Origin of the sequence: Streptomyces sp. NPDC047049 (genome assembly GCF_040643995.1) — a bacterium.
GTDB lineage: Bacteria > Actinomycetota > Actinomycetes > Streptomycetales > Streptomycetaceae > Streptomyces > Streptomyces mooreae.
Map to the genome: position 1 here is coordinate 282,290 of NZ_JBEYVM010000002.1, position 26,575 is coordinate 308,864.

The 26,575-nt window shown below is 72.3% G+C and carries 21 protein-coding genes; 11 read left to right on the forward strand and 10 right to left on the reverse strand.

From position 1 onward, the window contains the following. Positions 1–306: 306 nt before the first annotated feature. Both ABZ851_RS05370 and ABZ851_RS05375 read right to left on the reverse strand, forming a co-directional pair. The gene (locus ABZ851_RS05370) at positions 307–1,170 is read right to left on the reverse strand and encodes a sugar phosphate isomerase/epimerase (protein ID WP_361123735.1); all 864 of its coding nucleotides are present in this window, start codon (positions 1,168–1,170) and stop codon (positions 307–309) included. A 338-nt stretch (positions 1,171–1,508) separates the two neighbouring features. Further along, positions 1,509–2,645: a helix-turn-helix domain-containing GNAT family N-acetyltransferase gene (locus ABZ851_RS05375; protein WP_361122442.1), complete on the reverse strand. Its 1,137-nt coding sequence runs from the start codon at positions 2,643–2,645 to the stop codon at positions 1,509–1,511. A 284-nt stretch (positions 2,646–2,929) separates the two neighbouring features. Here ABZ851_RS05375 and ABZ851_RS05380 point away from each other — a divergent pair, with 284 nt between their 5' ends. From ABZ851_RS05380 to ABZ851_RS05400, 5 genes are all read left to right on the forward strand, one after another. Further along, the gene (locus ABZ851_RS05380; protein WP_361122445.1) at positions 2,930–4,081 is read left to right on the forward strand and encodes a Gfo/Idh/MocA family oxidoreductase; all 1,152 of its coding nucleotides are present in this window, start codon (positions 2,930–2,932) and stop codon (positions 4,079–4,081) included. Positions 4,082–4,158: 77 nt separating this feature from the next. Next, on the forward strand, positions 4,159–5,298 hold the full coding sequence (locus ABZ851_RS05385) for a dihydrodipicolinate synthase family protein (RefSeq protein WP_361122448.1): 1,140 nt from the start codon (positions 4,159–4,161) through the stop codon (positions 5,296–5,298). Further along, positions 5,295–6,155 carry a sugar phosphate isomerase/epimerase family protein gene (locus tag ABZ851_RS05390; RefSeq protein WP_361122451.1) on the forward strand — a complete coding sequence of 287 codons (861 nt, stop codon included), beginning with the start codon at positions 5,295–5,297 and terminating at the stop codon, positions 6,153–6,155. Before ABZ851_RS05385 ends, ABZ851_RS05390 begins: the two co-directional genes overlap by 4 nt. A 414-nt stretch (positions 6,156–6,569) precedes the next feature. Next, positions 6,570–8,831, forward strand: a complete 2,262-nt coding sequence (locus tag ABZ851_RS05395; protein ID WP_361122454.1) for an ATP-dependent RecD-like DNA helicase — start codon at positions 6,570–6,572, stop codon at positions 8,829–8,831. A 178-nt stretch (positions 8,832–9,009) separates the two neighbouring features. Beyond that, positions 9,010–10,299, forward strand: a complete 1,290-nt coding sequence (locus ABZ851_RS05400) for a citrate synthase (RefSeq protein WP_088797737.1) — start codon at positions 9,010–9,012, stop codon at positions 10,297–10,299. Positions 10,300–10,804: 505 nt separating this feature from the next. On the opposite strand, the gene ABZ851_RS05405 is transcribed toward ABZ851_RS05400, so the two are convergent. Further along, on the reverse strand, positions 10,805–11,092 hold the full coding sequence (locus ABZ851_RS05405) for a heavy-metal-associated domain-containing protein (RefSeq protein WP_361122459.1): 288 nt from the start codon (positions 11,090–11,092) through the stop codon (positions 10,805–10,807). Positions 11,093–11,385: 293 nt separating this feature from the next. On the opposite strand from ABZ851_RS05405, the gene ABZ851_RS05410 reads away from it, so the two are divergent. Next, positions 11,386–12,111 carry a VTT domain-containing protein gene (locus tag ABZ851_RS05410; RefSeq protein WP_361122462.1) on the forward strand — a complete coding sequence of 242 codons (726 nt, stop codon included), beginning with the start codon at positions 11,386–11,388 and terminating at the stop codon, positions 12,109–12,111. Here ABZ851_RS05410 and ABZ851_RS05415 read toward each other — a convergent pair. After that, complete coding sequence (locus ABZ851_RS05415) at positions 12,099–13,142, reverse strand: Gfo/Idh/MocA family oxidoreductase (RefSeq protein WP_361122464.1); 1,044 nt, start codon at positions 13,140–13,142, stop codon at positions 12,099–12,101. The genes ABZ851_RS05410 and ABZ851_RS05415 overlap by 13 nt on opposite strands. A 173-nt stretch (positions 13,143–13,315) precedes the next feature. Between ABZ851_RS05415 and ABZ851_RS05420 the strand changes: the two genes are divergently transcribed. Beyond that, entirely contained in the window at positions 13,316–14,491 is a 1,176-nt protein-coding gene (locus ABZ851_RS05420; protein WP_361122467.1) for a LacI family DNA-binding transcriptional regulator, read from the forward strand. A gap of 120 nt (positions 14,492–14,611) precedes the next feature. Here the strand turns inward: ABZ851_RS05420 and ABZ851_RS05425 are convergent, their stop codons facing one another. The 6 genes from ABZ851_RS05425 to ABZ851_RS05450 all read right to left on the reverse strand — a co-directional run bounded on the left by ABZ851_RS05425 (position 14,612) and on the right by ABZ851_RS05450 (position 20,817). Beyond that, positions 14,612–15,535 (reverse strand): 2-dehydropantoate 2-reductase, encoded by a 924-nt coding sequence (locus ABZ851_RS05425; RefSeq protein WP_361122470.1) that lies wholly within the window; start codon positions 15,533–15,535, stop codon positions 14,612–14,614. Between the two features lie 97 nt (positions 15,536–15,632). After that, on the reverse strand, positions 15,633–15,827 hold the full coding sequence (locus ABZ851_RS05430; protein ID WP_086721239.1) for a MerR family transcriptional regulator: 195 nt from the start codon (positions 15,825–15,827) through the stop codon (positions 15,633–15,635). Positions 15,828–16,291: 464 nt separating this feature from the next. After that, positions 16,292–16,657: a peptidoglycan-binding domain-containing protein gene (locus tag ABZ851_RS05435; RefSeq protein ID WP_361122474.1), complete on the reverse strand. Its 366-nt coding sequence runs from the start codon at positions 16,655–16,657 to the stop codon at positions 16,292–16,294. A 131-nt stretch (positions 16,658–16,788) separates the two neighbouring features. Continuing rightward, a complete protein-coding gene (locus ABZ851_RS05440; RefSeq protein ID WP_361122477.1) occupies positions 16,789–18,288 on the reverse strand; it encodes a sugar porter family MFS transporter in 1,500 nt (499 codons plus the stop codon). Positions 18,289–18,525: 237 nt separating this feature from the next. Further along, positions 18,526–19,545 carry a Gfo/Idh/MocA family oxidoreductase gene (locus tag ABZ851_RS05445; protein WP_361122480.1) on the reverse strand — a complete coding sequence of 340 codons (1,020 nt, stop codon included), beginning with the start codon at positions 19,543–19,545 and terminating at the stop codon, positions 18,526–18,528. 351 nt (positions 19,546–19,896) lie between these two features. Then, positions 19,897–20,817 (reverse strand): sugar phosphate isomerase/epimerase, encoded by a 921-nt coding sequence (locus ABZ851_RS05450; RefSeq protein WP_361122483.1) that lies wholly within the window; start codon positions 20,815–20,817, stop codon positions 19,897–19,899. A 673-nt stretch (positions 20,818–21,490) separates the two neighbouring features. Between ABZ851_RS05450 and iolC the strand changes: the two genes are divergently transcribed. The 4 genes from iolC (at position 21,491) to iolD (ending at position 26,538) form a co-directional block, all read left to right on the forward strand. Further along, positions 21,491–22,483: a 5-dehydro-2-deoxygluconokinase gene (gene iolC, locus ABZ851_RS05455; protein WP_361122486.1), complete on the forward strand. Its 993-nt coding sequence runs from the start codon at positions 21,491–21,493 to the stop codon at positions 22,481–22,483. A 169-nt stretch (positions 22,484–22,652) separates the two neighbouring features. Then, complete coding sequence (locus ABZ851_RS05460; RefSeq protein ID WP_361122489.1) at positions 22,653–23,540, forward strand: deoxyribose-phosphate aldolase; 888 nt, start codon at positions 22,653–22,655, stop codon at positions 23,538–23,540. Between the two features lie 128 nt (positions 23,541–23,668). Further along, the gene (gene iolB, locus ABZ851_RS05465) at positions 23,669–24,625 is read left to right on the forward strand and encodes a 5-deoxy-glucuronate isomerase (protein WP_361122492.1); all 957 of its coding nucleotides are present in this window, start codon (positions 23,669–23,671) and stop codon (positions 24,623–24,625) included. Then, the gene (gene iolD, locus ABZ851_RS05470; RefSeq protein ID WP_361122495.1) at positions 24,622–26,538 is read left to right on the forward strand and encodes a 3D-(3,5/4)-trihydroxycyclohexane-1,2-dione acylhydrolase (decyclizing); all 1,917 of its coding nucleotides are present in this window, start codon (positions 24,622–24,624) and stop codon (positions 26,536–26,538) included. The genes iolB and iolD overlap by 4 nt, the downstream gene beginning before the upstream one ends. Positions 26,539–26,575: the final 37 nt, after the last annotated feature.

Consider the following 26,575-nt stretch of genomic DNA (forward strand, 5'->3'; position numbering starts at 1 on the left):
GGCGGGCGGGGCCGGTGGGCCGGTGGGTGGGCGGACCGGAGGGCAGGACGGGCGGACGGGGCAGGAGGGCAGGCGGGCAGGCGGTCGGAACCGGCGGACGAGCTGACAGGACGGGCGGCGGCGTCGCCGCAGGGCAGGGCAGGGCAGGGCCGGGCAGGGCCGGGCAGGGCCCTCGGGCAGGCGGTCAGCGGGCAGGGCGGATGGACGGGCTGACGGAACCGGCCGGCTGGCGGGCCGCCGGACGAGCTGACAGGGCGGGCAACGCGGGCAGGACCGGGGCGGGCGGGCCAGGCTGACCGTGCGGGGTCAGGACGGGGCGGCTTCGCCGAGGAGTCGCTGGAGGTACGCGCGGCCCGGCGCCAGCAGGGCGGGGAGGTCGGCCGCTTCCGGATACCAGCGCTTCTCGTACTCCCAGCAGAGCCAGCCGCCCGACCCCTGGTCGTAGGTGCCCTCGGGGGCCGGTACGGGGCCGTGGGCGCCTTCGGGCTCCCGGGCGAGAGTGCCCAGGGCGGCCGCCAGCGGGAGGGTGCCGGCGCCGAGCGGGAGGGGGGTGCGCTCCTCGGCCGAGGCGACGTCCTTGACCTGCACATAGCCCAGATGAGGGGCGAGCGCGGCATGGGTGTCGACGGGTTCCTCGCCGCCGAGCCAGCTGTGCTGCACATCCCACAGCGCCCCGATCCGGCGATGCCCCACCAGGCCCAGCACCCGGGCGGCGGCCGCACCGGTCCGGTGCGAGTCGTGGGTCTCCAGCAGGACCCGGACGCCGCGCTCGGCCGCGAGCGGCGCCACCGCCGCGAGCCGGCGGGCGGCATCCGCGTCCGCCTCGGCCGCCGGCCGGTCGCCACCGCCGGGGAAGACCCGGACGTACGGCGCCCCCAGATCGGCGGCGAGGAGCACCAGCTCGGTCAGCTCGTGCGCCAGCTCCTCCTCGCCCGCGGTATCGCGGGCGGCGGCGACCTGGGCGTATCCGGCAACGGCCAGGACCTCCACACCGGCGTCCGCGAACTGGCCCCGCACCGCGGCCCGTTCCCGCGCCCCGATCAGCGGATGCACCGGCTCCTCCGGATGGGCCCGCAGTTCGACCCCCTGATACCCGGCATCCGTGGCCAGCCGCAGCACCTCGGCCACCGGCATCCCCGGCACACCAAGGGTCGAAAACGCATAGCGCATCGCGGGGATCCTGCCGCCCATACGCCCGCCGCCGTCCGTGTGCTTGTTGTCCGCGGGCCTGTCGTCCGCCCGCCCGCTCTCCATGCGCTTGCCGTCCGTGCGATCCGTGGGGGCCATGCCTGCGCTCCTTCGCGTCGCTTACGCCGTCATCGCTGTCCTTCCCGTCCTTCCCACCCTCCCCTCCTCCATCGCCCGCCTGCCCGCTCCGTCACCCGTGGACGCACGGCGTCATTCGTGGACCCACGGCGTCCCCCGCCGGTTCGCGGCGTCACCCGCGGGCTCGCGGCGTCACCTGTGAACACAGCGCTGCCCCGCGAATTCGCGGCGTCACCCTGGATTCACAGCGTCAGCCGCCAGTCCTGGCCGACCAGGTCCTGCCCGAAGCTGTGGTGCGGCGACTCGGCGACCAGCTCGAATCCGGCCCGCTGGTAGAGGGTGCGGGCCGAGGCGAGGACGGAGTTGGTCCACAGCACCATCTCGCCGTACCCGGCCTCCCGGGCGAACTCGATGCAGGCGTCGACGAGTTGCCGCCCAGCCCCGTGCCCCCGGGCCTCCGGCTCCACGAGCAGCAGCCGCAGCCGGGCGACCCCCGGTCTGCCGTCCCGTACGCACATCACCGCGCCCACGCGCCGCCCGCCCAGCTCCCCTATCCAGGTGCGGTCCCACCGCGGGTCGAAGTCCTCGGCGTACTCCGCGACGATCCGGGCCACCAGCGCCTCATAGCTCAGGTCGAAGCCGTACTCGGCGGCGTAGAGGGCGGCATTGCGCTCCACCATCCAGCCGAGATCACCGGGGCGGGAGGTGCGCAGCGTGACCCCGGGCGCGCGGTCCCCGCGCGGCTGCCGTGCCTCCTCGCCGGGCCGCTCTACCCCGTTCCCGGATTGCTCTGCCCCCTTGCCGGGTCGTTCCGTAACTTCGCCGGGCTGCTCCGTCCCTGCGCCGGGCCGTTCCCCGCCCTCGTCGAGCAGCGTGCGGACGGTGCGCATCGCCTCCACCAGGCGGGCGCGGTCCGCGGCCGGCAGCCGCCGCAGCAGTGTCCCCGCGGCGTCCTGGGAGCGCTCCTCCAGCAGGCCGGCCGCCTCCCGGCCGTCCTCGGTCAGGGTGATGCGCTGCCGCCGGGAATCCTGCTCGGACCTGCCGCGGGTGATCAGCTCGCGGTCCTCGAACTTGCCGAGCAGCCGGCTGAGATAGCCGGCGTCCAGCGACAGCGAGGCGCGCAGATCCGCGGCGTCCACCCGCCGATGGTTGGCGATCTCGTAGAGCACCCGCGCCTCGGTGAGGGTGAACGGGGTGTACAGATGCCGCCCGTAGTCGAGCGCGCCGATCAGATTCGTATAGAAGCGGTTGAATCTGCGCAGCTCACGGACGTCGGCCGCGGCATCGGACCGTCCCCCGCACAGGGCGTCGGGCGGTGTGTCGGATGGCCGGCCGGTCGGCGGGTCGGTTGGTGCCTCGGACGGCGTCCTGACGATCATGGCCAGCCCCTCACCTTTGACTGAGTCAAGCTTGACTGAGTCAAGAGTAAGCCGCCGGGGCCCCTCCGCACATCCCTCTTTCGTGTCATCCGTCCTTTCGTTCCGGCATTCGTTCCGTCATGCATTCCTTCGTTCGTTCCGCCGTGCCTCTGCACCGGCCCCGCCCCCGCCCTCGTCCCGACCCTGTGTTCGCCTCCCGCCACGCGGTCTGGCGCCCGCCGCCCGGAAGGCGCTTACTGGAGCGGGACTGCCACCTGCCTGCTGTGCGCGAGAGGGGCCGGGCCGTGACACGCACGACCGTACGCATCGCCATGAACGGCGTGACCGGACGCATGGGGCAGCGCCAGCACCTGGTGCGCTCCCTCCTCGCCCTGCGGGAACAGGGCGGCCTCGAACTGGCCGACGGCACGGTGATCTGGCCCGAACCGGTGCTCGTCGGCCGCAGCGCGCCCAAGCTCCGGGCCCTGGCCGGGCGGCACGGCCTGGCGCACTGGAGCTGCGACCTCGACGCCGTACTGGGCGACGACTCGATCGGCATCTACTTCGACGCCCAGATCACCGCCGCCCGCGAGGAGGCCGTGAAGAAGGCGATCGCCGCCGGAAAACACCTCTACGTCGAAAAGCCCACCGCGAGCAGCCACGCGGGCGCGCTGGAACTCGCCCGGCTGGCGCAGGAGGCGGGCGTCAAGAACGGCGTCGTCCAGGACAAGCTCTTCCTGCCCGGCCTGCGCAAGCTCCGCCGCCTCGTCGAGGGCGGCTTCTTCGGCCGGATCCTGTCCGTACGGGGCGAGTTCGGCTACTGGGTCTTCGAAGGCGACTGGCAGCAGGCACAGCGCCCCTCCTGGAACTACCGCGCCGAGGACGGCGGCGGGATCGCGGCCGATATGTTCCCGCACTGGGAGTACGTCCTGCACGAGCTGTTCGGGCCGGTCAGAACCGTCCAGGCGCAGCTGGCCACCCACCTGCCGCGCCGCTGGGACGAGTCGGGCACCCCGTACGAGGCCACCGCGGACGACGCCGCATACTGCGTCTTCGGGCTGTCCGGCGGCATCGTCGCCCAGATCAACTCCTCCTGGGCGGTCCGGGTGCACCGCGACGAACTGGTCGAGTTCCAGGTCGACGGCACCGAAGGGTCGGCCGTCGCGGGCCTGCGCCACTGCCGCGTCCAGCACCGCGCCCACACCCCCAAACCGGTCTGGAACCCCGACCTTCCGGCAACCGAACCGTTCCGCGCGCAGTGGCACGAGGTCCCCGACAACGCCGTCTTCGACAACGCGTTCAAGGCGCAGTGGGAGCTGTTCCTGCGGCACGTCGTCCGTGACGAGCCCTGGCGCTGGGACCTGGCGGCGGGCGCCCGCGGCGTCCAGCTCGCCGAACTGGCGGCGCGGTCCTCGGCGGAAGGCCGCCGCCTGGACGTCCCGGCGCCGGGCCGGTGAACGCGCCCGCGGGGCCGCCCCCGCCCGGGAAGGACCCCGCCACCCGCCCCCACGGGCCGGACTCCACCCGTCGACACGTGCCGGACCCCGCCCGCCCGTTCTCCGCGCGGCCCCCGCTCCGCTCCCGTACGGTCTTCGCCGCCGCCCATGTGGTCGCCGATCCCCGCGCCGACACCACCCCGGACGGCCCGGCTGCCGTCGACTGGGACGCCACCCTCGCCTTCCGGCACCACCTGTGGGCGCACGGCCTGGGCGTGGCCGAGGCGATGGACACCGCACAACGCGGTGCGGGCCTGGACTGGAGCGCCGCCGCCGAGCTGATCCGGCGCACCGCCGCCGAGGCCGCGGCCGTCGGCGGCCTCCTCGCCTGCGGCGCCGGAACCGACCAACTGCCGCCGCACCCGGCCTCCTTGGCGGACATCCGGCGCGCCTACGAGGAACAGCTCGGCCTCGTCGAGGCCGCCGGCGGCCGCCCGGTCCTGATGGCCTCCCGCCGGCTGGCCGATGCCGCCACCGGCCCGGACGACTACCGCGAGCTCTACGGCCACCTCCTGCGCCAGGCCGCCCGGCCGGTGATCCTGCACTGGCTCGGCCCCCTGTTCGACCCGGCGCTGGCGGGCTACTGGGGCAGTACGGAACTGGACGCGGCCACCGAGACGTTCCTCGCGATCATCGCCGACCACCCCGCCAAGGTGGACGGCGTCAAGGTCTCCCTGCTGGACGCCGGCCGGGAGGTGGCGCTGCGCCGCCGGCTGCCGCCGACGGTGCGCTGCTACACCGGCGACGACTTCCACTACCCGGAGCTGATCGCGGGCGACGACCACGGCGCCAGCGACGCGCTGCTGGGCATCTTCGACCCGCTCGCCGTGCCCGCCGCCGCAGCCCTGCGCCTCCTGGACAGCGGGGACACCGCGGGGTTCCGGGCCGCCCTGGACCCCACCGTCGCGCTCGCCCGGCACCTCTTCCGGGCACCCACCCGCCACTACAAGACCGGCATCGTCCTGCTGGCCTGGCTGGCGGGCCACCAGTCCCACTTCACCATGCTCGGCGGCCTGCAGTCGGCCCGCTCCCTGCCCCACCTGCGGCGCGCCCACCAACTGGCCGACGGACTCGGCCTCTTCCCCGACCCGGAACTCGCCGCCCACCGCATGCGGCAACTCCTCGCGGTCCACGGGACGGAGCTCGCGGCATACGGGACGGAGGCGGAGGACGTATGAGCGACAGCCCTCTCTGCCTCCTCAGCCGCCTCAGCCTCAGCCAGGAGACCGTCCGGCAGTGGTCCCTGCCCCAACTGACCGACGGCTGTGCGCGGGCCGGTGTACGGGGCGTGGGGCTGTGGCGCGCCCCGGTGCAGGAGTACGGGGTGGCCGCGGCCGCCCGGCTCGTACGGGACGCCGGCCTGCGGGTCACCAGCCTGTGCCGGGGCGGTTTCCTCACCGCGCCGGATCCGGGCGGGCGCGCGGCCGCCCTGGACGACAACCGGGCGGCCGTCGACGAGGCGGCCGCCCTCGGGACGGACACCCTGGTCCTCGTCTCCGGCGGGCTGCCACCCGGCAGCCGGGACCTGCCCGGCGCCCGGGAGCGGGTCGCCGACGCCCTGGGCGAGTTGGGCCCCTACGCCTTACAGCGGGGCGTCCGGCTGGCTCTCGAACCCCTGCACCCGATGTACGCGGCGGACCGCTGTGTGGTCTCCACGCTCGCCCAGGCGCTGGACCTCGCCGAGCGGTTCCCCGCCGGACAGGTGGGCGTGGTCGTGGACACCTACCACCTGTGGTGGGACGACACCGTCGGCACACAGATCGCCCGCGCGGGCGGCACCGGCGCCGAGGCCGCCTCCCGGATCGCCGCCTTCCAGCTCGCCGACTGGGTCACCCCGCTGCCCGAGGGCGCCCTGCTGGGGCGCGGGCAACTCGGGGACGGAGCGGTGGATCTGCGGTGGTTCCGGGAGCGGGTCGACGCGGCCGGCTACCGGGGGCCGATCGAGGTGGAGATTTTCAACCCGGCGCTGTGGGCACGCGACGGCACGGACGTGCTGGCCGAGATCGTGGACCGCTTCCGCACCCACGTCGGCTGACGCGCGCAGGCCGGATGGCGCACGCACGCCGGATGACGCGCCCAGGCCGGGGGCGCAGGCACTCGGACGACGCACGAGTGCCGGACGAGGCACGCAGGCCGGACGATGCACGAGCGCCGGAGGGCGCTCACGCCGGATGACCGGGAAATGCACACGGCGGGTGCCGGAGAAATAACTCAGCTGATGCGCGCAACCGTTGGCCGCCCACAAAGGTCATAGCTGACGCTGGTCCCGAAAGGGGAGGGGCCCGGGGGGGATCCGGGGACCGGCGTGGAGGGGGAATCGAGGGGCCCGACCATCGGACGGGCCCCTCGATGGTGCACCGGCGATCCGGCGAGCGGTCCGGCGGGGACCGGCCCGCTCCGGATCGCCGCCTGCCGGCGCGATGTCAGACCCCGGCGGTACGGTCGGTCCATGGTCAACGCAGCCGTGCTCGAAGGGGTCCTGGAGCGGATCACCTACGCCAACGAGGAGAACGGCTATACCGTCGCGCGGGTCGACACCGGCCGCGGCGCGGGCGATCTGCTGACCGTCGTCGGCGCGCTGCTCGGGGCACAGCCGGGCGAATCGCTGCGCATGGAGGGCCGCTGGGGCTCCCACCCCCAGTACGGCAAACAGTTCACCGTCGAGAACTACACCACCGTCCTGCCCGCCACCATCCAGGGCATCCGCCGCTACCTGGGCTCCGGCCTGATCAAGGGCATCGGCCCGCGGATCGCCGACCGCATCGTCGAGCACTTCGGCACGGACACCCTCGACGTCATCGAGACCACCCCCGCGCGCCTGGTGGAAGTACCGGGCCTGGGCCCCAAGCGCACCAAGATGATCGGTGCCGCCTGGGAGGAGCAGAAGGCCATCAAGGAGGTCATGGTCTTCCTCCAGGACGTCGGCGTGTCCACCTCCATCGCGGTGCGGATCTACAAGAAGTACGGCGACGCCTCCATCTCCGTCGTCCGCAACCAGCCCTACCGCCTGGCCGCCGACGTCTGGGGCATCGGCTTCCTGACCGCCGACCGCATCGCCCAGTCCGTGGGCATTCCGCACGACAGCCCCGACCGCGTCAAGGCGGGCCTGCAGTACGCGCTGTCGCAGTCCACGGACCAGGGCCACTGCTTCCTGCCCGAGGAACAACTGATCGCCGACGCGGTGAAGTTGCTCCAGGTGGACACCGGCCTGGTCATCGACTGCCTGGGCGAGCTCGCCGCGGACCCGGAGGGCGTGGTCCGCGAGCAGGTGCCGGGCGACGGGGACGGCGCGCCGCCGGTCACCGCCGTCTACCTGGTGCCCTTCCACCGCGCCGAGATCTCCCTGGCCGGCCGGCTGTCCCGGCTGCTGCGCACGGACGAGGACCGGATGCCGGCGTTCCGGGACGTCGACTGGGACAAGGCACTGGCCTGGCTGGCGCGGCGGACGGGCGCCGAGCTGGCCCCCGAGCAGCAGCAGGCGGTGCGGCTGGCGCTGACCCGGAAGGTCGCGGTGCTCACGGGCGGGCCGGGCTGCGGAAAGTCCTTCACGGTCCGTTCCGTCGTCGAGCTGGCCCGCGCCAAGAAAGCCACCGTGGTGCTGGCGGCGCCCACGGGCCGGGCGGCCAAGCGGCTCTCGGAGCTGACCGGCGCCGAGGCCTCCACGGTCCACCGGCTCCTGGAGCTCAAGCCCGGCGGGGACGCCGCCTATGACGCCGACCGGCCGCTGGACGCCGATCTGGTGGTGGTCGACGAGGCCTCGATGCTGGACCTGCTGCTCGCGAACAAGCTGGTCAAGGCGGTGCCGCCGGGCGCCCATCTGCTGCTGGTCGGGGATGTCGACCAGCTGCCGTCGGTGGGGGCGGGCGAGGTGCTGCGCGATCTGCTCGCCGGGGGAGGGGCCGCGCGTAGCGGGTCTGACAGCGGTGGTGGTCGGGCGACGGGAGGGACCGTGCCGGCCGTCCGGCTGACCCGGATCTTCCGCCAGGCCCAGCAGTCAGGGGTGGTCACCAACGCCCACCGCATCAACTCCGGCGTCCCGCCCCTGACCACCGGACTGACGGACTTCTTCCTGTTCGCCGAGGAGGACGCCGAGGAGGCCGGACGGCTGGCGGTGGACGTCGCGGCCCGCCGGATCCCGGCGAAGTTCGGCCTCGACCCGCGCCGGGACGTCCAGGTGCTCACCCCGATGCACCGCGGCCCGGTCGGTGCGGGCGCCCTGAACGGCCTGCTCCAGCAGGCCGTCACCCCCGCCCGCCCCGACCTGCCCGAGCGCCGCTTCGGCGGCCGGGTCTTCCGCGTCGGCGACAAGGTCACCCAGATCAGGAACAACTACGAAAAAGGCCTCAACGGCGTCTTCAACGGCACGGTCGGCGTGGTCACCGCCCTGGACGGTGACGAGCAGCGGCTGACCGTGCGCACCGACGAGGACGAGGAGATTCCGTATGACTTCGATGAACTCGACGAACTCGCCCACGCCTATGCCGTGACGATCCACCGCTCGCAGGGTAGTGAGTATCCAGCGGTGGTGATTCCGGTCACCACCAGTGCCTGGATGATGCTGCAGCGCAATTTGCTGTATACCGCCGTGACCCGGGCAAAGCGCTTGGTGGTGCTCGTCGGCTCCCGCAAGGCCCTGGGGCAGGCCGTCCGCACGGTATCCGCCGGTCGGCGGTGTACGGCGCTCGATCACCGGCTCGCCGGTGCGATATGAGAGGTCCCCCCTCTTTCCCATTCGGGGCGAAGGGGGGCAGGATGGGCACTCAGACGGCACTGAGTGCCGCAGACAGGCCCTATGGCCGACCCCGAGTGCACAACCAAGGCCCAAATGGGGGAAGGTATAGGCAGTCAGGGCACCTCGAAGAAGAGGCACAACGTCGGTGAGGGATGACGTGAGCGACAACTCTGTAGTACTGCGTTACGGGGACGGCGAATACAGCTACCCGGTCGTCGACAGCACCGTTGGCGACAAGGGCTTCGATATCTCGAAGCTTCGCGCCCAGACCGGTCTGGTGACCCTGGATTCCGGTTACGGCAACACCGCGGCGTATAAATCCGCGATCACCTATCTCGACGGTGAGAACGGGATTCTTCGTTACCGCGGCTACCCGATCGAGCAGCTCGCAGAGCGCAGCACGTTCGTCGAGACCGCGTACCTCCTCATCCACGGTGAGCTGCCCACCGTCGATGAGCTGGCGAACTTCAAGCAGGACATCACCTACCACACCCTGCTCCACGAGGACGTCAAGCGCTTCTACGACGGCTTCCCCCGGGACGCCCACCCGATGGCGATGCTGTCCTCGGTCGTCAGCGCGCTGTCGACCTTCTACCAGGACAGCCACAACCCGTTCGACGAGCAGCAGCGCCACATCTCCACGATCCGGCTGCTGGCCAAGCTCCCGACGATCGCGGCCTACGCGTTCAAGAAGTCGGTCGGCCACCCGGTCGTCTACCCGAGCAACGACCTCGGGTACGTCGAGAACTTCCTGCGTATGACCTTCTCGGTGCCCGCCGCGGACTACGACCTCGACCCCGTGGTGGTCAACGCCCTCGACAAGCTGCTGATCCTGCACGCCGACCACGAGCAGAACTGCTCCACCTCCACGGTCCGCCTGGTCGGCTCCTCGCAGGCGAACCTCTTCGCCTCGATCTCGGCCGGCATCAACGCCCTGTGGGGCCCCCTGCACGGCGGCGCCAACCAGTCCGTGCTGGAGATGCTGGAGGGCATCCAGGCCAGCGGCGGCGACGTCGACTCCTTCATCCGCAAGGTGAAGAACAAGGAAGACGGCGTGAAGCTCATGGGCTTCGGGCACCGCGTCTACAAGAACTTCGACCCCCGCGCGAAGATCATCAAGGCGGCGGCGCACGACGTCCTCTCCGCGCTCGGCAAGTCCGACGAGCTGCTGGACATCGCCCTCAAGCTGGAGGAGCACGCGCTGTCCGACGACTACTTCGTCGAGCGCAAGCTCTACCCGAACGTCGACTTCTACACCGGCCTGATCTACCGGGCCATGGGCTTCCCGACCGAGATGTTCACCGTGCTCTTCGCGCTCGGCCGGCTGCCCGGCTGGATCGCCCAGTGGCACGAGATGATCAAGGAGCCCGGCTCCCGCATCGGCCGCCCGCGGCAGATCTACACCGGTGTCGTCGAGCGCGACTTCGTGCCGGTCCAGGAGCGCTGACCCCTCCGAGGCCGGCTCCCCGCACGCAAAAAAGAAGCGCCCCGCCTCCGGATCCCCCCACGGGTCCAGAGCGCGGGGCGCTTCCCTTGTCCCGGTTGGATTCCCCCCACGGGATCCGTCCGGGCGTTCCGGGTTGCACCGCGATCTGCCGGGACGCGCACATTCGGGAGGGCCGCTCAAAGCTCCCCGGGCACGTCGCCCCGGCCACGCGTAGCCGGGCACGATCCCCCAAGATCAGCCCGGCTGTGCAGTGCAAGCCCCGCCGGGGTGCCTGCACTTGCCCGGTTAGACTCGCGACCCCCCTCAATGGTTACGTTCGGATGAGTGTGATCTGGGTCTCTTGCCATATGGGGGCGAATGCGGTCAAGGGCCTCCATAGGGAGATCGAGACCCTTGGGTATGGGTGTTGTGCCGGTTGTAAGGGCCGTGTGAAATTTCCCGGGCGCGGGGCCGTGGGGAGCTCCGGGGTCCGCTGCGGGTAACCCGGGAGGTCCGGCGTGGCGCGTCAGGCCACCTGTCCCGCGAGCTCGTAGCCGGCCTCGTCGACGGCCGCCCGCACCGCGTCCTCGTCCAGCGGCGCCTTGGACGTCACGGTCACCAGGCCGATGGCCGCGACCGCCTGTACCGAACTCACCCCGGCGAGCTCACCGATCTCGGACGACACCGCCCCCTCGCAGTGGCCGCAGGTCATGCCGGTGACCCGGTACGTGGTGGTCACCTCGCCGACCTGGACGTCGGTGCCGCCGGACTGGCAGGAGCCTTCGGGGGTGCAGCAGGAGCCGTTCTCGGTCATGGGGGATCTCCTTGTGGTGCCGATGTGTTCCGCGTGGTGCTCGTGCGTGCAGTGTGGTGCTGTGTGTTCCGTGTGCTGTCACGTGCCAGGGAGGTGTGCCGCACCGTGAGTGGCTGGCTCCGGCAGAACCCGGCGCCTCCCGACGCTCGGTACTTTATACCCCTAGGGGGTATCAATCCAGCTTCCGGGTGCACCCGCCGCGCTGCCCCCGCGCCCCACCGCGTTGCCGCACGCCCCGCCACGCGTCAGCCTTGGGATATACGGGCTCGGGGCGGATCCGAGGAGGCGGCCGTATGGACGTACTCGCCCTCTACGGCCTGCTGGTGCTCACCACGCTGCCACCACTGATCCCCAACTCGGCGCTCCTTGTCACGACCGGAGTACTCGCCTCCCGGGGCGAGGTCTTCCTCCCCCTCGTCCTGCTGACCGTCGGGGGCAGCGCACTGCTCGGGGACCTCCTCATGTACGCCGCCGCACGCCGCTTCGGCGGGCCCGTACGGGCCTGGATGCGCCACAACCCCCGCCGCCGGGCACTGCTGGAATGGACCTCGGGCCGCATCCAGCGCTACGGCCTGCCCTTCGTGATCGCCGTCCGGTTCCTGCCCAGCGGCCGGATCGTCGGCGCCCTGGCCTCCGGAGTGCTGCGCTACCCGCTGCGCAAATACGTACTCGGCGCCGCCATCGCCGAGGCGACCTGGGCGACGTACTCGGTCGGCCTCGGCTACGTGGGCACCGCCACCACCGGCCGCCCCCTCTACGCCGTCGGCGTCGGCTTCGGAGTCTCCTGCGCGGTCGCCGCCGCCGGCGCCGCGATCCAGTGGGCCGCCCGCCGCCGCACCCTGCGCGACCCGCCGGAGGAGAGCGGCGAGGGTGAGAGCGGCGGAACCTCCGAAGGAGGCGACGGCGGCCGGGGCGAGGGGCGGGGTGAGGGACGGGGCGGCCGGGCCTCGGCCACCGCGTCGGCGCGATTGTCAGTGGGTGGACCTACAGTGCAGTCATGGCATTGTTACGCAGAGTGATTTTTTGGGTGGGATGCCTCACCCGCGGTGGCCCGTACATCCGCCACGGCCACCGGCTCGCCCGTGCGCCGCGAACGCTCACACGCCTCGGCGATGTACAGCGCCTCCAGGGCCTCCGCGGGCGAGCACGGGCTCGGGGCACGCCCCGCCGCGACCTCGGCGAAGGCGCCCAGCTCGGTGACGTAGGCGTCGTGGAAGCGCTCCATGAACGTGGCGTACGGGTCCGCCGCCCGCTGCCACGACAGCTCCGGCTCGGCGGAGGGCAGCGGCGCACGGTCGTCGAGGCCGACGAAACGGGCGCCCTCGGAGCCGCAGACCTCCAGCCGGACGTCATGGCCCGCGCCGTTGTAGCGGGTCGCCGTGACGGTGGCCAGGGTGTCGTCGTCGAAGCGCAGCAGCGCCGCGCAGGTGTCCACGTCGTCGCCCTCGGCGAAGAAGGGTGCGCCGCGGTTGGCGCCCTGGGCGTAGACCGAGACCACCTCCCGGCCGGTGAGCCAGCGCAGGATGTCGAAGTCATGGATGCTGCAGTCCCGGAACAGCCCGCCGGAGGTGGGGATATAGCCGGCGGGCGGGGGCGTCCGGTCGCTGGTGCAGGCCCGCAGGGTGTGCAGCCAGCCCAGCTCACCGGAGTGCAGCGCCTCGCGGGCGGCGCGGTAACCCGCGTCGAAGCGGCGCTGGAAACCGATCTGTACCGGCACGGAGCCGGCCCGCGCCCGCTCCACCACGCCGACGGTGCCCGGCACGTCCAGCGCAACCGGCTTCTCGCAGAACACCGGCACCCCGGCGTCCAGGGCCTGGTGGATCAGCGTGGCGTGTGCACTGGTCGCGGCGGTGATCACTACGCCGTCGAGGCCGTCCGCGTACATCTCCCCGACGCTCGCCGCAGGCCGTACACCCAGGGTCTCGGCCAGCGATGCGGCGCGTGCGGGGTCCGCATCCGCGACGGTGATGCCGGTGACGCCCGGGACGCTCAGCAGGGTGCGGGCATGGAACGCGCCGATGCGCCCGGTGCCGATCAGACCGATCTTCATGCCTCGGGTCCTTTCCGGGGGAGGGGCTTCCGGGACCGTTGGAACGGTCCAACCGTCGCTTTCACGGGCACCCTGCATGTCCTGATGTCTGCATGTCAACCATTCCGCAGCGTCGTTTGGTGGTCGCTTGGTGGTGCGTTGACGTCGATCCGGCCCGATGGGAGGCTCGGCCTATGGAACGGTCCAACCAGTGCGCCGACGGGCAAGCCGCAGGGCAGCCGGACGAGCCGCCCGGAGAGCGGGACCGTGCACGTTCCGGCGAGCGGCCGGGAGCGGACCGGCATCCGACGATCCGCGGTGTCGCCGAGCGCGCGGGCGTCTCCAAGTCGCTCGTCTCGCTCGTGCTGCAGGGCTCACCGCGGGTCAGTGCGGCCAGGCGGCAGGCCGTGCTGGCGGCGATCGAGGAACTGGGCTACCGGCCGAACGCCGCGGCCCGCAGCCTGGCCGCACGCCGCACCCACACGGTCGGCGTGCTGCTGCACGATATGCGCAACCCCTGGTTCGTCGAGGTGCTGGACGGCCTGAACTCCCTGCTGCAGGCGCACGGTCTGCGGATGCTGATGATCGACGCCCGACTGGACCGGCGGGCCGGTCAGGACTTCGCCCGTACCTTCCAGGAGCTGCGGGTCGACGGCATCGTCATCGTCGGCCAGCTCCCGGACACCGACGGCCTCGCCGAGGTCGCGGAGCGGCTGCCGACCGTCATCGCCGGCAACCACGAACCGCGGCTGCCGCGCGTCGACCTCGTCGCCAACGACGATGAGCGCGGCGCCCGGCTCGCCACCGAACACCTCCTCGCCCTCGGCCACCGGCGCCTCGCCCATATCGCCGGACAGGGACAGGTCGGCGAGCTGCGCCGCCGCGGCTTCGAGGCCGCCATACGCTCCCACGGCCCGTCGGCGAGCGCCGTCGTGGAGAGCGGCGACGGAACCGAGGAGGGCGGCTACCGTGCGGCCGTCCGGCTGCTCCACCCCTCGCGTGCCCCCGGACGCCCTGCCCCCGGAGGCCCTTTCCCCGGAGGCCCTGTCACCGGAGATCCCACCGCCGAACGTCCCACCGCCGTCTTCGCGTTCAACGACATCTCCGGCGTCGGCGCGCTGTCCGCCGCCCAGGAGCTGGGGCTCGATGTCCCCGCCGATCTCTCCCTCGTCGGCTACGACAACACCTACCTCGCCCGCATCCGCCACCTCTGGCTCAACTCGGTGAACAACGCCAGCCACGAGGTCGGCCGGCGGGCGGCGCGCTGCCTCCTGGACCGCATGGAGCACCCCGAGGCCCCGGCCGGGCAGCAACTCGTGCCCCCGGAACTGGAGATCAGAGGCTCCACGGCACCACCCCGGACCGTCTGACCCACGGCTGAGCATCCTTGCCCGGGGCGTCCGCCCGGCGCACGCCCGCCCGTCCCGCCCGGCCCCCTACGCCCATCCGGCCCCCTACGCCCATCCGGCCCCCTACGCCCATCCGGCCCCCTACGCCTTCCCGCCCCGCAGTTCGCGGTCCACTGCCCGCAGCAGGGTCAGCAGCATCCGGTTCAGCGGAGTGGCGATGCCGTGCCGTTCACCGGCCCTGACCACCGCGCCGGTGAGGAACTCATGCTCCAGCGGACGGCCCGCCAGGCGGTCGTAGAGCATCGAGGAACCGCCGTCCCGAGGCGCCGTGGCGTACAGCTCAAGCGTCCGCGAGATGTCCGCCTCGCCGATGTCCGCCCCCTCGGCGCGCGCGACGACGGCCGCCTCGCGCAGCAGATCGCGGGTGAGCGCGGCCATCTCCGGGTCGGCGAAGATCCCTGTCCGCTGCTGGAGAAGAGCCGTGATCGGATTGGCCGCGAGGTTGGTGAACAACTTGCGCCAGGCGGCCGTGGTGAAGTCCGGCACGCGATGCACCCGCAGCTCGCTGCCGTCCAGCAGGGCGGCAAACCGGTCCGCCAACGGACCCTCGGGCACATGCAGTTCACTGGCGACGTGATGCAGGACCCGGCCGGGCGCGGTGCGCTCCGCCGAGATGTAGACCACGGTGGGGAGGATGCGCGTGCCCCGGGGAACGAGCGGAGCGACACGCTCCTCCAGGCCGATGCCGTTCTGCAGCACCGCGACCGCGGTGTCCCGGCCGCACAGCCGCCGCAACCAGCCCTCGGCGCCCGCGGTGTCCTGCGCCTTGGTGGTCAGCAGCACCCAGTCGACCGGCCCCACCTGCGCCGGATCGGTGACGATACGCACCGCGGCGGGCCGGACCGTGCCGCCGCTCTCGATGCTCAGACCGTCCAGCGGGCTGCGTACGCACAGCGTGACGTCGAGCCCGGCCCAGCGCGCGAGGGCCGCGGTGTAGCCACCGATCGCGCCGCCGCCGATCACCGCGATCCGGGCGGGTGCCGCTGCTGGGGAGCTCCGGGGCATACCTCGATCGTAGAGCCGGGGAAGCCTGACGGGTGGGTGCCGCCCGGGCCCCGGCGTCGCCCGGGAGCGGGGCCCGGGCCGTACGTACCGGTGGCTCTCAGCGCCGGCCGCGCTGGCCCGGCCGCTGCGCCACCCACGCTCTGACCGTGTCGGCGAACCAGTACGGTTTCCCGCCCTCCACCAGATCCGGTTCGGGCAGCAGCCCGTGCTTGCGGTAGGAGCGCACGGTGTCCGGCTGCACCTGGATGTGCGCGGCGATCTCCTTGTACGACCAGAGCTTGCGGTCGGTCATCTCTGCCACCTCCTGAGAGCCGTACGCAGGGTCGGCCCGGAGGAACCGGCAGGGGGCTGCGTACGGCCTGGTGATCACTCACCCTGTGCCTGGACAACGACACCGAGTAACCATGGGGGAGGGGCTGTTGATCGGCTGTGACGGAAGCCCCGCGTAACGGTGACAGCCGTGACGCGAGCCGGATGGCTGTGACGGGGGCGGGACGGACCGGAGCGGGGGCGGGACGGACCGGAAGGGGTGCGAAGCGGCCAGGAACGGGCCGGGAGGGCCCGAAAGGCGGGGGACGGAGCGGCGGTGGCCCCGCGACAAGGCCGGCGGCGGGCCCGGGGCGAAACGGCGTGCGGCGGGCCGGCCCCCCCGCTGGGGAACCGGCCCGCCACACGTACATGTACACCAGCAGCGGCCCTGCCGGCCGGGCAGCCCGCTGTCAGACTGTCCGGCCCGCAGCGCGGCGGGTCAGGCGATCAGGCGTAGAGCGCCCGCCAGGTCTTCTTGTCGACCTTGCCGTTGGCGGTCAGATGATGCCGGGACTGGAACTTCTTCACCGCGGCCAGGGTCTTGGGACCGAAGTAGCCGGTCACATCTCCCCACGGGAGATAGCGGCGGTTCGCCAGCAGGCACTGCACCTGCGAGACGCGGTCGCCGCGCTGACCGTAGACGGTGAGGGCAGTTCCGTTGTAGTACGCGCAGGCGGCCAGCGGGCCGGGCCGGCCGGCCGCCGGACTGTCGGCGGACGCCGGACCGGCGAGCAGTCCGGCGGTCAGCAGCCCCGCGGTCGCGGCCAGGACGGCCGTGCGCCTGACGGCTTGGCTGAGAGAGTTGGCATTCACGAATTCCCCCGTTTCCCCCGTTGGATGTGATTCCACCCGTTCTGACGCCGGGCAAGCGGCGCGCGGTTCCGGCAATGCCTCGGCACTTGGCGCGCGCCGGCACTTGGCGCGCGCCGTGGCGCGCGCCGCCGTCAGCTTTGGCCCGGACTCCCGCCGGGGCTTCGGCCCGGACTCCCGCCGGGGGTCCCGTTCGGGCTGCCGCTCGGGCTCCTCGTGCCCGGTGCCGCCTTCGTGGCCGCCTTGCGCAGCTCGTGCTCCAGATCCTCCAGGGCCAGCCCCTTCGTCTCCGGTGCGTACCGCTTGCAGAAGACCAGGGACAGCACACACATCACGCCGAAGAACCAGAACGTGGTGCCCGCGCCGACCGCGTCGAGCAGCAGCGGGAAGGCCAGCGCGACCCCGAAGTTGACCATCCACATCATGAACACCGCGGCGCCCATGGCCAGTCCGCGCACCTTCAGCGGGAACATCTCGGCGAGCAGCAGCCAGACGCCGGTGTTGAGGGTGGCCTGCATGAACGCCATGTAGAGAACCATCAGGCCGAGCACGAGGGCGCTGACGGCGGTGGAGTGCGGAAGGCGGAAGGCGGCACCGAGCAGGGCGAGCGAGACGGCCATACCGGCCAGCCCCGCGAGCAGCATGGGCCGCCGGCCGACCCGGTCGATCAGGGACATCCCGATCGCCGTGGCCAGGACGGAGATCGCGCCGACCGCGATGGTGGCGGTGATCGAGGCGCCGGTGCCCAGACCGGTCGACGCCAGGATCTTGGGCGCGAAGTAGACCACGGCGTTGACCCCGGTGATCTGCTGGACGGCCGCCAGACCGATCCCGACCAGCAGCAGCCGCCGCACCCACGGGGTGCGCAGCTGCTGCCAGGCGCCGCGCCGGGCGTCGGCCTCCAGTGCGCGGGCCTGATCGATACGGGCCAGCTCGGCGGGTACGTCCTCGGCGGGCAGCGTACGGTGCAGCACCCGGCCCGCCTCGTCCGGCCGGCCCTTGCTGATGTACCAGCGCGGTGTGTCGGGCAGGAAGAACAGCCCCGCGAACAGGGCCACGGCGGGCAGCGCCGCGAGGCCCAGCATCCAGCGCCAGGCCGCCCAGTGCGCCAGAACGGCATTGATGAGGTAGGCGAGCAGCTGACCGCTGACGATCATCAGCGAATTGAAGGAGACCAGCCGGCCGCGGATGTGCGGGGGCGCGATCTCGGACAGGTACAGCGGGGTGATGACGGAGGCGCTGCCGACGGCGAGCCCGAGGACGAAGCGCGCCACGGTCATGAAGGGGACGCTCGGCGAGAGCGCGACGGCCAGCGCACCGCCGATGAACACGGAGCCCGCCCACAGCAGGGAGTCGCGCCGGCCCAGCGCATCGGCCATCCGTCCGCCGATCAGCGAACCGAAGGCCGCGCCGATCAGCAGCGCGCTGGTGATGATGCCTTCGCCCAGAGAGGTGAGGCCGAAATGGCCCTCCATGAAGGGGAGGGCGCCGGAGATCACTCCGGTGTCGTAGCCGAACAGGGCGCCGCCGAGGGCGGCAATGGCAGCGATGCCGACGATGAAGCGCTTGGCGCTGCGGGCCCGCACACTCTCGCGCGGGCCGGCGGGCGCCATCTGGCTGGTCGGAGCGGCCATCCTCAGCTCCGGTACGCCGTGCCGACCCGCCCGGCGGCCGGGGCCGTGGTCAGGGCCGGGGCCGGAATCAGGGCCGGTGTCGGTGTCGGCCGGGCCGGGGAGGGGCGGGCCGGCGAGGGGCGCAGGGGTATGAGGCCGGTTGTGCGGAGCGGGCCGGCGTCAGGGGTGACGTGCATGGTGCGGGGGCCTTTCGGTGGTGCGGGGCCTTTCGGTGGGGTGGCGGTACGGCGACGGCCACTAGCGGTACAGCGACGGCCGCTCGATCAGGTCGACGGTCACCCGCTCGCCGGTGGTCTGGGCCCGTACGCCCGCCTCGCACACGGCGGCCGCGGCGTAGCCGTCCCAGCAGCTGGGGCCCTCGACCTCGCCGCGCCGGGTGGCGTTCACCCAGCGCTGCACCTGCCGGTCGTAGGCCTCCTCGAAGCGCTCCACGAAACCAGGGGGGATGGTGCCACCCCAGTGGCCCGAGATGTTGCTGAACACTCCGTGGTCGTCGCCGATCCTGGCAGTGCCGCCCTCGCAGACCGCCTCGCAGCTGACCTGGTAGCCGAAACCGCAGTTGACGAAGATTTCGGTGTCCACGACCTGGCCGCCCGCGGTCTCGAAGAGGACCAGCTGCGGGTCGCTGAGGCCTTCCGGTGCGTTGCCGGTGGGCGTCGGGCGCAGCACCCGGACCGCGGTGATCTCCTCCTCCAGGAGCCAGCGGGTCACATCGATCTCATGCACCACCGAGTCGTTGATCATCATCGCGTTGGTGAAGCCGGGCGGGGTGTCGGCGTTGCGGTGCTTGTTGTGGAGCATCAGCGGGCGACCGTAAGTGCCCTGCTCCAGAAGGGACTTGAGGGTGCGGTAGTCGGCGTCGTAACGGCGCATGAAGCCGACTTGGACGCGGCGGTGCCCCAGCGCCTGCTCGGCCTCCAGGACGCGCAGCGCGGAGGCCGCGTCCGGCGTCAGCGGCTTCTCGCACAGCACGGGCAGATCGCGCGCGAAGGCCTCCAGCAGCGTCGCCTCGTGCGCGGGTCCCGGCGAGGCGATCAGTACGGCGTCCACCGCGGGGTTGTCCATGGCGGCGGCCGGGTCGGTGTAGGGGGTGCACCCGTCGATGCCGTCGGCGAGGTGCTTGACGCGGTCCGCGTCGATGTCGACCACGGCCGCCACCCGGGCACCGCTGATCACCTCATTGATCCGGCGTACGTGGTCGGCACCCATCCGGCCGGTGCCGATGACGGCCACGCCGAGCGTTTCGTGCGAAGTCATGTCGTCCTCAAGTCCTTACGTTTCCTTACGTGCTACAGAGTGTGATGTACGCTGGGAACTGATTACTCTCCGTAATCGTTGCCGGGGTGTGAGGAGGCGGTCGTGAGGCATACGCATGCGAGACGTACCTGCGCGAGACGTGCCTGCACGAGGCATAGCTGTACAGGGCGCACGCCTCGAGCCGCCCGAGCTGCGGGCGGCGTGCCGCCTTGGAGGGGCGCACGGCCTTGAAGCGGTGTGCGGCGCAGGGGTGGCGCGCGGCCTCGGGGCGGCGCGCGGTCGTGAGGTAGCGCACGGCCTCGGGGCGGCGCGGGGTCGTGAGGTGTGCACGGCCCCGCTGTAGCGGGTGGTTCAGGCGCCGCAGGAGCGCAGGAAACGGCGGGTGCGCTCGGCGATGGGGAACGGCTGGTCGGGCGGGCAGGGGTACATGTCCTGCTCGACGATGGCGAAGAGGTCGACATCCAGTTCCTGGGCGGCCTGCAGGACGGGCGGCAGGGCGGGCACGCCGAGCGGCGGCTCGCACATCACGCCCTGCTTGACGGCCGGGCCGAACGGGGTGCCGTTGGCGACTACCTCGCCGAGGATGTCCGGGTCGACCTGCTTGAGGTGGAGGTAGCCGATCCGCTCGCCGTAGGTGCGGATCAGCTTGACGCTGTCGCCGCCGCAGTAGGCGTAATGGCCGGTGTCCAGGCAGAGGTTGACCAGGCCGGAGTCGGTGGCGTGCAGGAACCGCTCGACGTGTTCCTCGGTGTCGATATGGGTGTCGGCGTGCGGGTGGACGACGATGTCCAGCCCGAACTCGTCCCGTACGCGCTTGCCCAGCCGCTCCATGCCGGTGGTCAGGTGCTTCCACTGCTCCGCGGTCAGCTCGCGCGGCTCGATCTCCTCGGCGGTCTTGTCGTCCCGCCAGAAGGACGGGATGACGACGAGGTGTCCCGCGCCCATCGCCTGGGTGAGGGTGGCGACCTCGGAGACGTGCGCCCAGGTCTTGTCCCATACGGACGGGCCGTGGTGCAGCGAGGTGAAGATCGTGCCGGCCGAGACCTGCAGGCCGCGGCGGGTGATCTCGTCGCGCAGGACGGCGGGGTCGGTGGGCAGGTAGCCGTACGGGCCGAGCTCGATCCACTCGTAGCCGGCTTCGGCGACCTCGTCCAGGAAGCGCTGCCAGGGCACCTGCTGGTCGTCGTCGGGGAACCAGACTCCCCATGAGTCGGGTGCGGAACCGACGCGAAGGCGGTCCAGGACGGGCGGGGCGGCATGGGGAACGGACATGCTGCGGCTCTCCTCTCGCCGGTCGGCGGTGACCGGGAGGCGCTGGGGTGGGTCGTGGGGCACAGCCTCTCTGCCGCCCCGGGGAGTGTCAAGACTTCGTCCTGACATTAGGACTTAAGGACTTTGACGGCTCCAGTTGGTACACCCAGGCGTCCCGGAGGGTGTTTCCGCGGCGCCCCGGATGGTGTTCCCCCGGCGCCTCGGTCGGTGTTCCCGCGGTGCGTCGGCTGGTGTTCCCGCGGCGCGTCGGCTGGCGCCTCGGTCGGTGTTCCCGCGGTGCGTCGGCTGGTGTTCCCGCGGCGCGTCGGCTGGCGCCTCGGTCGGTGTTCCCGCGGTGCGTCGGCTGGTGTTCCCGCGGCGCGTCGGCTGGCGCCCCGGTCGGCGCCCCGCGGTGCCCCGGTCGGCGCTCGGCGGCGCCCCTGGCGTTCCGTGGTGCTCCGGATTGCCTCCCGGATTACCTCGGGGGTGTTCCGGGCGGGTCGGTCTCCGCTCTTTTCGGCCCGGCACTCCCCTTCGGTGCCCCGGCCGGCCCTTCGGGGCCCCGGCCCGAGACCTCCCTTCAACGTCAGTATGTAAGGACAAATTGTTGACAGGGTCTGACTCTCCCCGTTAGACCTTTCCTCAGAGCCGAACCCGCCGAATCCGCCGCGCCGGCCGACCCGAAGGGGCGCACATGACCGAGCCGTACGACCTGATCACCATGGGCCGCATCGGAGTCGACATCTACCCGCTGCAGACCGGTGTGCCGCTGGCGCAGGTGGAGACGTTCGGGAAGTTCCTCGGTGGCTCGGCCACCAATGTGGCGGTCGCCGCGGCCCGGCTCGGCCGGCGGAGCGCGGTCATCAGCCGCACCGGAAGTGACCCGTTCGGCGACTACGTCCATCAGGCGCTGCGCGACTTCGGTGTGGACGACCGCTGGGTGACCCCCGTCGACGCCTATCCGACCCCGGTCACCTTCTGCGAGATCTTCCCGCCGGACGACTTCCCGCTCTACTTCTACCGCCGCCCCAAGGCCCCCGACCTGGTCATCCGCCCCGAGGAACTGGACCAGGACGCGATCGTGGGCGCCCGGATCTTCTGGGTCACCGGCACGGGGCTGTGCGAGGAGCCCAGCCGCAGTGCCACCCTCGCCGCGCTGGAGGCCCGCGCCAGGACGGGGGCCACCGTGTTCGACCTCGACTGGCGCCCGATGTTCTGGGGCGGCGAGGGCGGCGCCTCCGGGGACGGCGGCGCGAGCGGCGCCGCGGCGATGGCCACCGCCCGCCCGCATTACGAGGCCGCCCTGCGGTACGCCACGGTGGCGGTCGGCAATGTCGACGAGGCCGAGGTCGCCACCGGACTGCGCGACCCCAAGGCCTGCGCCCAGGCGCTGCTGGACATGGGTGTCGAGCTCGCCGTCATCAAGCAGGGCCCCAAGGGTGTGCTCGCCGTGCACCGGGACGGCCGTACCGCCGAGGTCCCGCCGACCCCCGTCGAGGTCGTCAACGGCCTCGGCGCCGGCGACTCCTTCGGCGGCTCGCTCTGCCACGGCCTCCTGGCCGGGTGGGACCTGGAGCCGATGATGCGCTACGCCAACGCCGCCGGCGCGATCGTCGCCTCCCGTCTCGCCTGTTCGTCCGCGATGCCCACGGCCGACGAGGTCGACGCGTTCCTCGCGGGGCGGTGACCCCTGTGGCCGCCTTCGTCCCTGCCACCCCTGCGGCCGCACCCACCCCCGTCGCCCTGGGCCCGCCTACCCCCGTCCCCCCGGGGCCGGGCCGCCCACCCCGTCACCCCGGGGCCGCCCCCGCAGCCGTCCCCGCCCCACCTGTGCACTCAAGAAGGTGAGTTGAGCCTTGAATCCTCGGATCAGTGACCTCGCGACGCTGCGGGCCCGGCACCCCGAAGCCGTCGCGGAGGCCGCCGCCCGCCGCACCCGTCGTCCGCTCATCGGCGACAGCGGCCGGCTGATGATCGTCGCGGCCGATCACCCGGCCCGCGGAGCGCTCGCCGTCGGAGACCGGCAGCTCGCCATGGCCAACCGTCTCGATCTGCTCGAACGCCTGGTCCTTGCGCTGTCCCGGCCCGGTGTGGACGGGGTGCTCGCCACCGCCGACATCCTGGAGGACCTGCTGCTGATCGGGGCCCTCGAGGGGAAGGTCGTGATGGGCTCGATGAACCGCGGCGGTATCGCGGGTGCCGCCTTCGAGATGGACGACCGGTTCACCGGGCACCGCCCCCAGGACCTCGCCCGGCTCCGTTTCGACGCCGGCAAACTGCTGCTGCGCATCGACTACAGCGACCCCGGTTCGCTGACCACCCTGGAGACCACCGCCCGTGCCATCGACGCGATGGCCGAGCGGCAACTCCCCGTCTTCGTGGAGCCGTTCCTCTCCTCCCGAATAGAAGGCGCGGTCCGCAACGACCTCAGCGCCGAGGCCGTCACCCGCTCGGTGGCCATCGCCTCCGGCCTCGGCGGCACCTCCGCCTACACCTGGCTGAAGCTGCCGGTCACCGACGACCCCGACGCCATGGCCCGGGTCTGCGAGACCACCACGCTGCCGACGGTGCTGCTCGGCGGCGACATCGGCAGCACCGTCCGGGACCAGGAAGCCGCCTACGAGAAGTGGCGCAAGGCGCTGCGGCTGCCGACGGTGCAGGGCCTGGTCGTCGGCCGCTCCCTGCTCTACCCGGCCGACGGCGATGTCGCGGCCGCCGTGGACACCGCCGTGGGCCTGCTGTGACCACCGCCACCGGCCGGATGTGACCGCCACCGGCCGGATGTGACCACCGCCGTGGGCCGGCGGTGAAGACCGTGAACACCACCGAAGGCCTGCTGTGAACACCGCGATTTCCGCAGGAGACTCGATATATGAGCACTGAATTCCACCTGAAGGCCACAGCGGCGGCCGACGGCCCGTATGCGCTGGACATCGATCCGGAGCGGGCGGGCTGGGGCTACTCCTCGCTGCGCGTCCTCGACCTGCCGCCCGGTGGCCACCACTCCTTCGCCACCGGCGACAGCGAATGGATCGTGCTGCCGCTGTCCGGAGGCTGCACGGTGCTGACCGGCAGCGGTGAGACCGGTGAGACCAGCAGGGCCGGTGAGGCCGGTGAGACCAGCAAGGCCGGTGAGACCGGTGAGATGTTCGAACTGACCGGCCGGGAGAGCGTGTTCAGCGGGGTCACCGACTTCGCGTACGTGCCGCGTGACGCCCATGTGCGGATCGCGAGCGGCGCCGGCGGCCGTTTCGCGCTCACCGGCGCCCGCTGCGAGCGCCGTCTGCCCGCCCGCTACGGTGCCGCCCGTGACGTCCCCGTCGAGCTGCGCGGCACCGGCAACTGCTCCCGCCAGGTCAACAACTTCGGCGCCGCGGGCACCTTCGAGTGCGACCGGCTCATCGCGGTGGAAGTGCTCACCCCCGGCGGCAACTGGTCGTCCTACCCGCCGCACAAGCACGACGAGTGCCGCCCCGGCGAGGAGTCCGAACTGGAGGAGATCTACTACTTCGAGGTCGAGTCCGCGCACGGCACCGAAGGCGTCGGCTACCAGCGCGTCACCCCTTCGGGGCACGGCCGCGGCACCGACGTGCTGGCCGAGGTGCGCAGCGGTGACGCGGTCCTGATCCCCGACGGCTGGCACGGGCCGTCGATCGCGGCGCCCGGCCACGCCCTGTACTACCTCAATGTGATGGCCGGGCCCGGCGAGACCCGTGAGTGGCTGATCCGCGATCACCCCGACCACGGCTGGATCCGCTCCACCTGGCCCGCTCAGCCCGTCGACCCCCGCCTCCCCCTCTACGAAGCGCCCACAGGAGACGCCCGATGAATGCTCCGACGACCCGCCGGCTGACGGTCGCGCAGGCCCTGGTCGAGTTCCTGGCCCACCAGTACACCGAGCGGGACGGCCGCCGGCACCGCCTGATCAACGCCTGCTGGGGCATCTTCGGCCACGGCAATGTCGCCGGCCTCGGGCAGGCGCTGCTGGAATCGGGGGCTGCGTCCCACCAGGGGACAACCCCCCAACGCCCGGTGCTGCCGTACCTCCAGGGCCGCAACGAGCAGGCCATGGTGCATGCCGCGGTCGGCTACGCCCGGCAGCGCGACCGGCTCGGCGCGCAGGCCGTCACCACCTCCATCGGCCCCGGCGCCACCAACCTCGTCACCGGCGCCGCGCTCGCCACCGTCAACCGCCTCCCGGTCCTGCTGCTGCCCGGCGACACCTTCGCCACCCGGCCCGCCGACCCCGTCCTCCAGCAGCTCGAAGTGCCCTCCGCCGGTGATGTCTCGGTCAATGACGCGCTGCGCCCGGTCTCCCGCTACTTCGACCGGGTCACCCGGCCCGAGGCGCTGATCCCCGCGGCCCTGCAGGCCATGCGGGTGCTCGCCGACCCCGTCGACACCGGCGCCGTCACCCTCGCGCTGCCGCAGGACGTGCAGGCCGAGGCGTACGACTGGCCGGAGGAGTTCTTCGCCGACCGGGTGTGGCGCGTCCCGAGGCCCGCCCCCGACGCCGACGCCCTCGCCGAGGCCGTACGGGCCCTGCGCGGCGCCCGCCGGCCCTTGGTCATCGCGGGCGGCGGGGTCCACCACAGCGAGGCCGAGGACGCGCTGTGCGCGTTCGCCGACGCCACCGGCATCCCGGTCGCGTCCACTCAGGCCGGCAAGGGGTCGCTGCGCCACGACCACCCCGCCGACGTGGGCGGCATCGGCCACACCGGCACCGCCACCGCCGACGCCCTCGCCCGCGAGTCCGATGTGGTCCTCGGCGTCGGCACCCGTTACACGGACTTCACCACCGCCTCGTCGACCCTGTTCGCCGCGCCCGGTGTCCGCTTCGTCAACCTCAACATCGCGTCCTTCGACGCCCACAAGCTCGGCGGGCTCTCCCTGGTCGCCGACGCCCGCGCCGGTCTGGAGGCGCTGGCGAAGGAGCTGTCCGGCGAGCGGGTCGACGCGGAGTACGAGGCCGCCTACCGGGAGGCGAAGGCCGGCTGGGAGCGGCGGGTGGACGCCGCGTACGGGGCCGCCGACCCGTCGGTGCGGCCCTCGCAGACCCAGGTCCTGGGCGCGCTGGACGCCGTGGTCGGCGACACCGACGTGATCATCAACGCGGCCGGTTCTCTCCCCGGTGACCTGCACAAACTCTGGCGTGCCCGGTCCCGCAGGCAGTACCACCTGGAGTACGGCTACTCCTGCATGGGCTATGAGATCCCGGCCGCGATCGGCGTCCGGCTCGCCGCCCCCGACCGGCCGGTGTGGGCGCTGGTCGGCGACGGTACGTATCTGATGAACCCCACCGAACTGGTCACCGCGGTCCAGGAGGGCATCCACATCAACGTCGTCCTCGTCCAGAACCACGGCTATGCCTCGATCGGCGGGCTGTCCCAGGCCACCGGCGGTGAGCGCTTCGGCACCGACTACCGCTTCCGCGCCGCGGACGGCACGTACACCGGTGCGCCGCTGCCGGTCGATCTCGCGGCCAACGCCGCCTCGCTGGGCATGCAGGTGCTGCGGGCGGCCACCGTCGGTGAGCTGCGTGCCGCGCTGGCCGAGGCGCGTGGCGCGAACCGGCCCACATGTGTCTATGTCGAGACCGAAACGGCTGACACTGTGCCGGGCGCGCCCGAGGCTCAGGCCTGGTGGGATGTGCCTGTTGCCGAGACCGCGACACGTCCGGCGGCGGTGGCTGCCCGGGAGGCGTACGACCGGCACACCGCCGGGCGCCGCCGCCACCTCTGACTCCCGCTCGAAGTCGTCACCCAGAAAGGCCCTCCGC

Excerpts from the sequence above, each read along its gene's own strand:
- ABZ851_RS05370 (WP_361123735.1), bottom strand. The coding sequence starts at position 1,170 with ATGCGCTATGCGTTTTCGACCCTTGGTGTGCCGGGGATGCCGGTGGCC.
- ABZ851_RS05375 (WP_361122442.1), bottom strand. The coding sequence starts at position 2,645 with ATGATCGTCAGGACGCCGTCCGAGGCACCAACCGACCCGCCGACCGGC.
- ABZ851_RS05390 (WP_361122451.1), top strand. The coding sequence starts at position 5,295 with ATGAGCGACAGCCCTCTCTGCCTCCTCAGCCGCCTCAGCCTCAGCCAG.
- ABZ851_RS05395 (WP_361122454.1), top strand. The coding sequence starts at position 6,570 with ATGGTCAACGCAGCCGTGCTCGAAGGGGTCCTGGAGCGGATCACCTAC.
- ABZ851_RS05405 (WP_361122459.1), bottom strand. The coding sequence starts at position 11,092 with ATGACCGAGAACGGCTCCTGCTGCACCCCCGAAGGCTCCTGCCAGTCC.
- ABZ851_RS05410 (WP_361122462.1), top strand. The coding sequence starts at position 11,386 with ATGGACGTACTCGCCCTCTACGGCCTGCTGGTGCTCACCACGCTGCCA.
- ABZ851_RS05415 (WP_361122464.1), bottom strand. The coding sequence starts at position 13,142 with ATGAAGATCGGTCTGATCGGCACCGGGCGCATCGGCGCGTTCCATGCC.
- ABZ851_RS05420 (WP_361122467.1), top strand. The coding sequence starts at position 13,316 with ATGGAACGGTCCAACCAGTGCGCCGACGGGCAAGCCGCAGGGCAGCCG.
- ABZ851_RS05425 (WP_361122470.1), bottom strand. The coding sequence starts at position 15,535 with ATGCCCCGGAGCTCCCCAGCAGCGGCACCCGCCCGGATCGCGGTGATC.
- ABZ851_RS05430 (WP_086721239.1), bottom strand. The coding sequence starts at position 15,827 with ATGACCGACCGCAAGCTCTGGTCGTACAAGGAGATCGCCGCGCACATC.
- ABZ851_RS05440 (WP_361122477.1), bottom strand. The coding sequence starts at position 18,288 with ATGGCCGCTCCGACCAGCCAGATGGCGCCCGCCGGCCCGCGCGAGAGT.
- ABZ851_RS05445 (WP_361122480.1), bottom strand. The coding sequence starts at position 19,545 with ATGACTTCGCACGAAACGCTCGGCGTGGCCGTCATCGGCACCGGCCGG.
- ABZ851_RS05450 (WP_361122483.1), bottom strand. The coding sequence starts at position 20,817 with ATGTCCGTTCCCCATGCCGCCCCGCCCGTCCTGGACCGCCTTCGCGTC.
- iolC (WP_361122486.1), top strand. The coding sequence starts at position 21,491 with ATGACCGAGCCGTACGACCTGATCACCATGGGCCGCATCGGAGTCGAC.
- iolB (WP_361122492.1), top strand. The coding sequence starts at position 23,669 with ATGAGCACTGAATTCCACCTGAAGGCCACAGCGGCGGCCGACGGCCCG.
- iolD (WP_361122495.1), top strand. The coding sequence starts at position 24,622 with ATGAATGCTCCGACGACCCGCCGGCTGACGGTCGCGCAGGCCCTGGTC.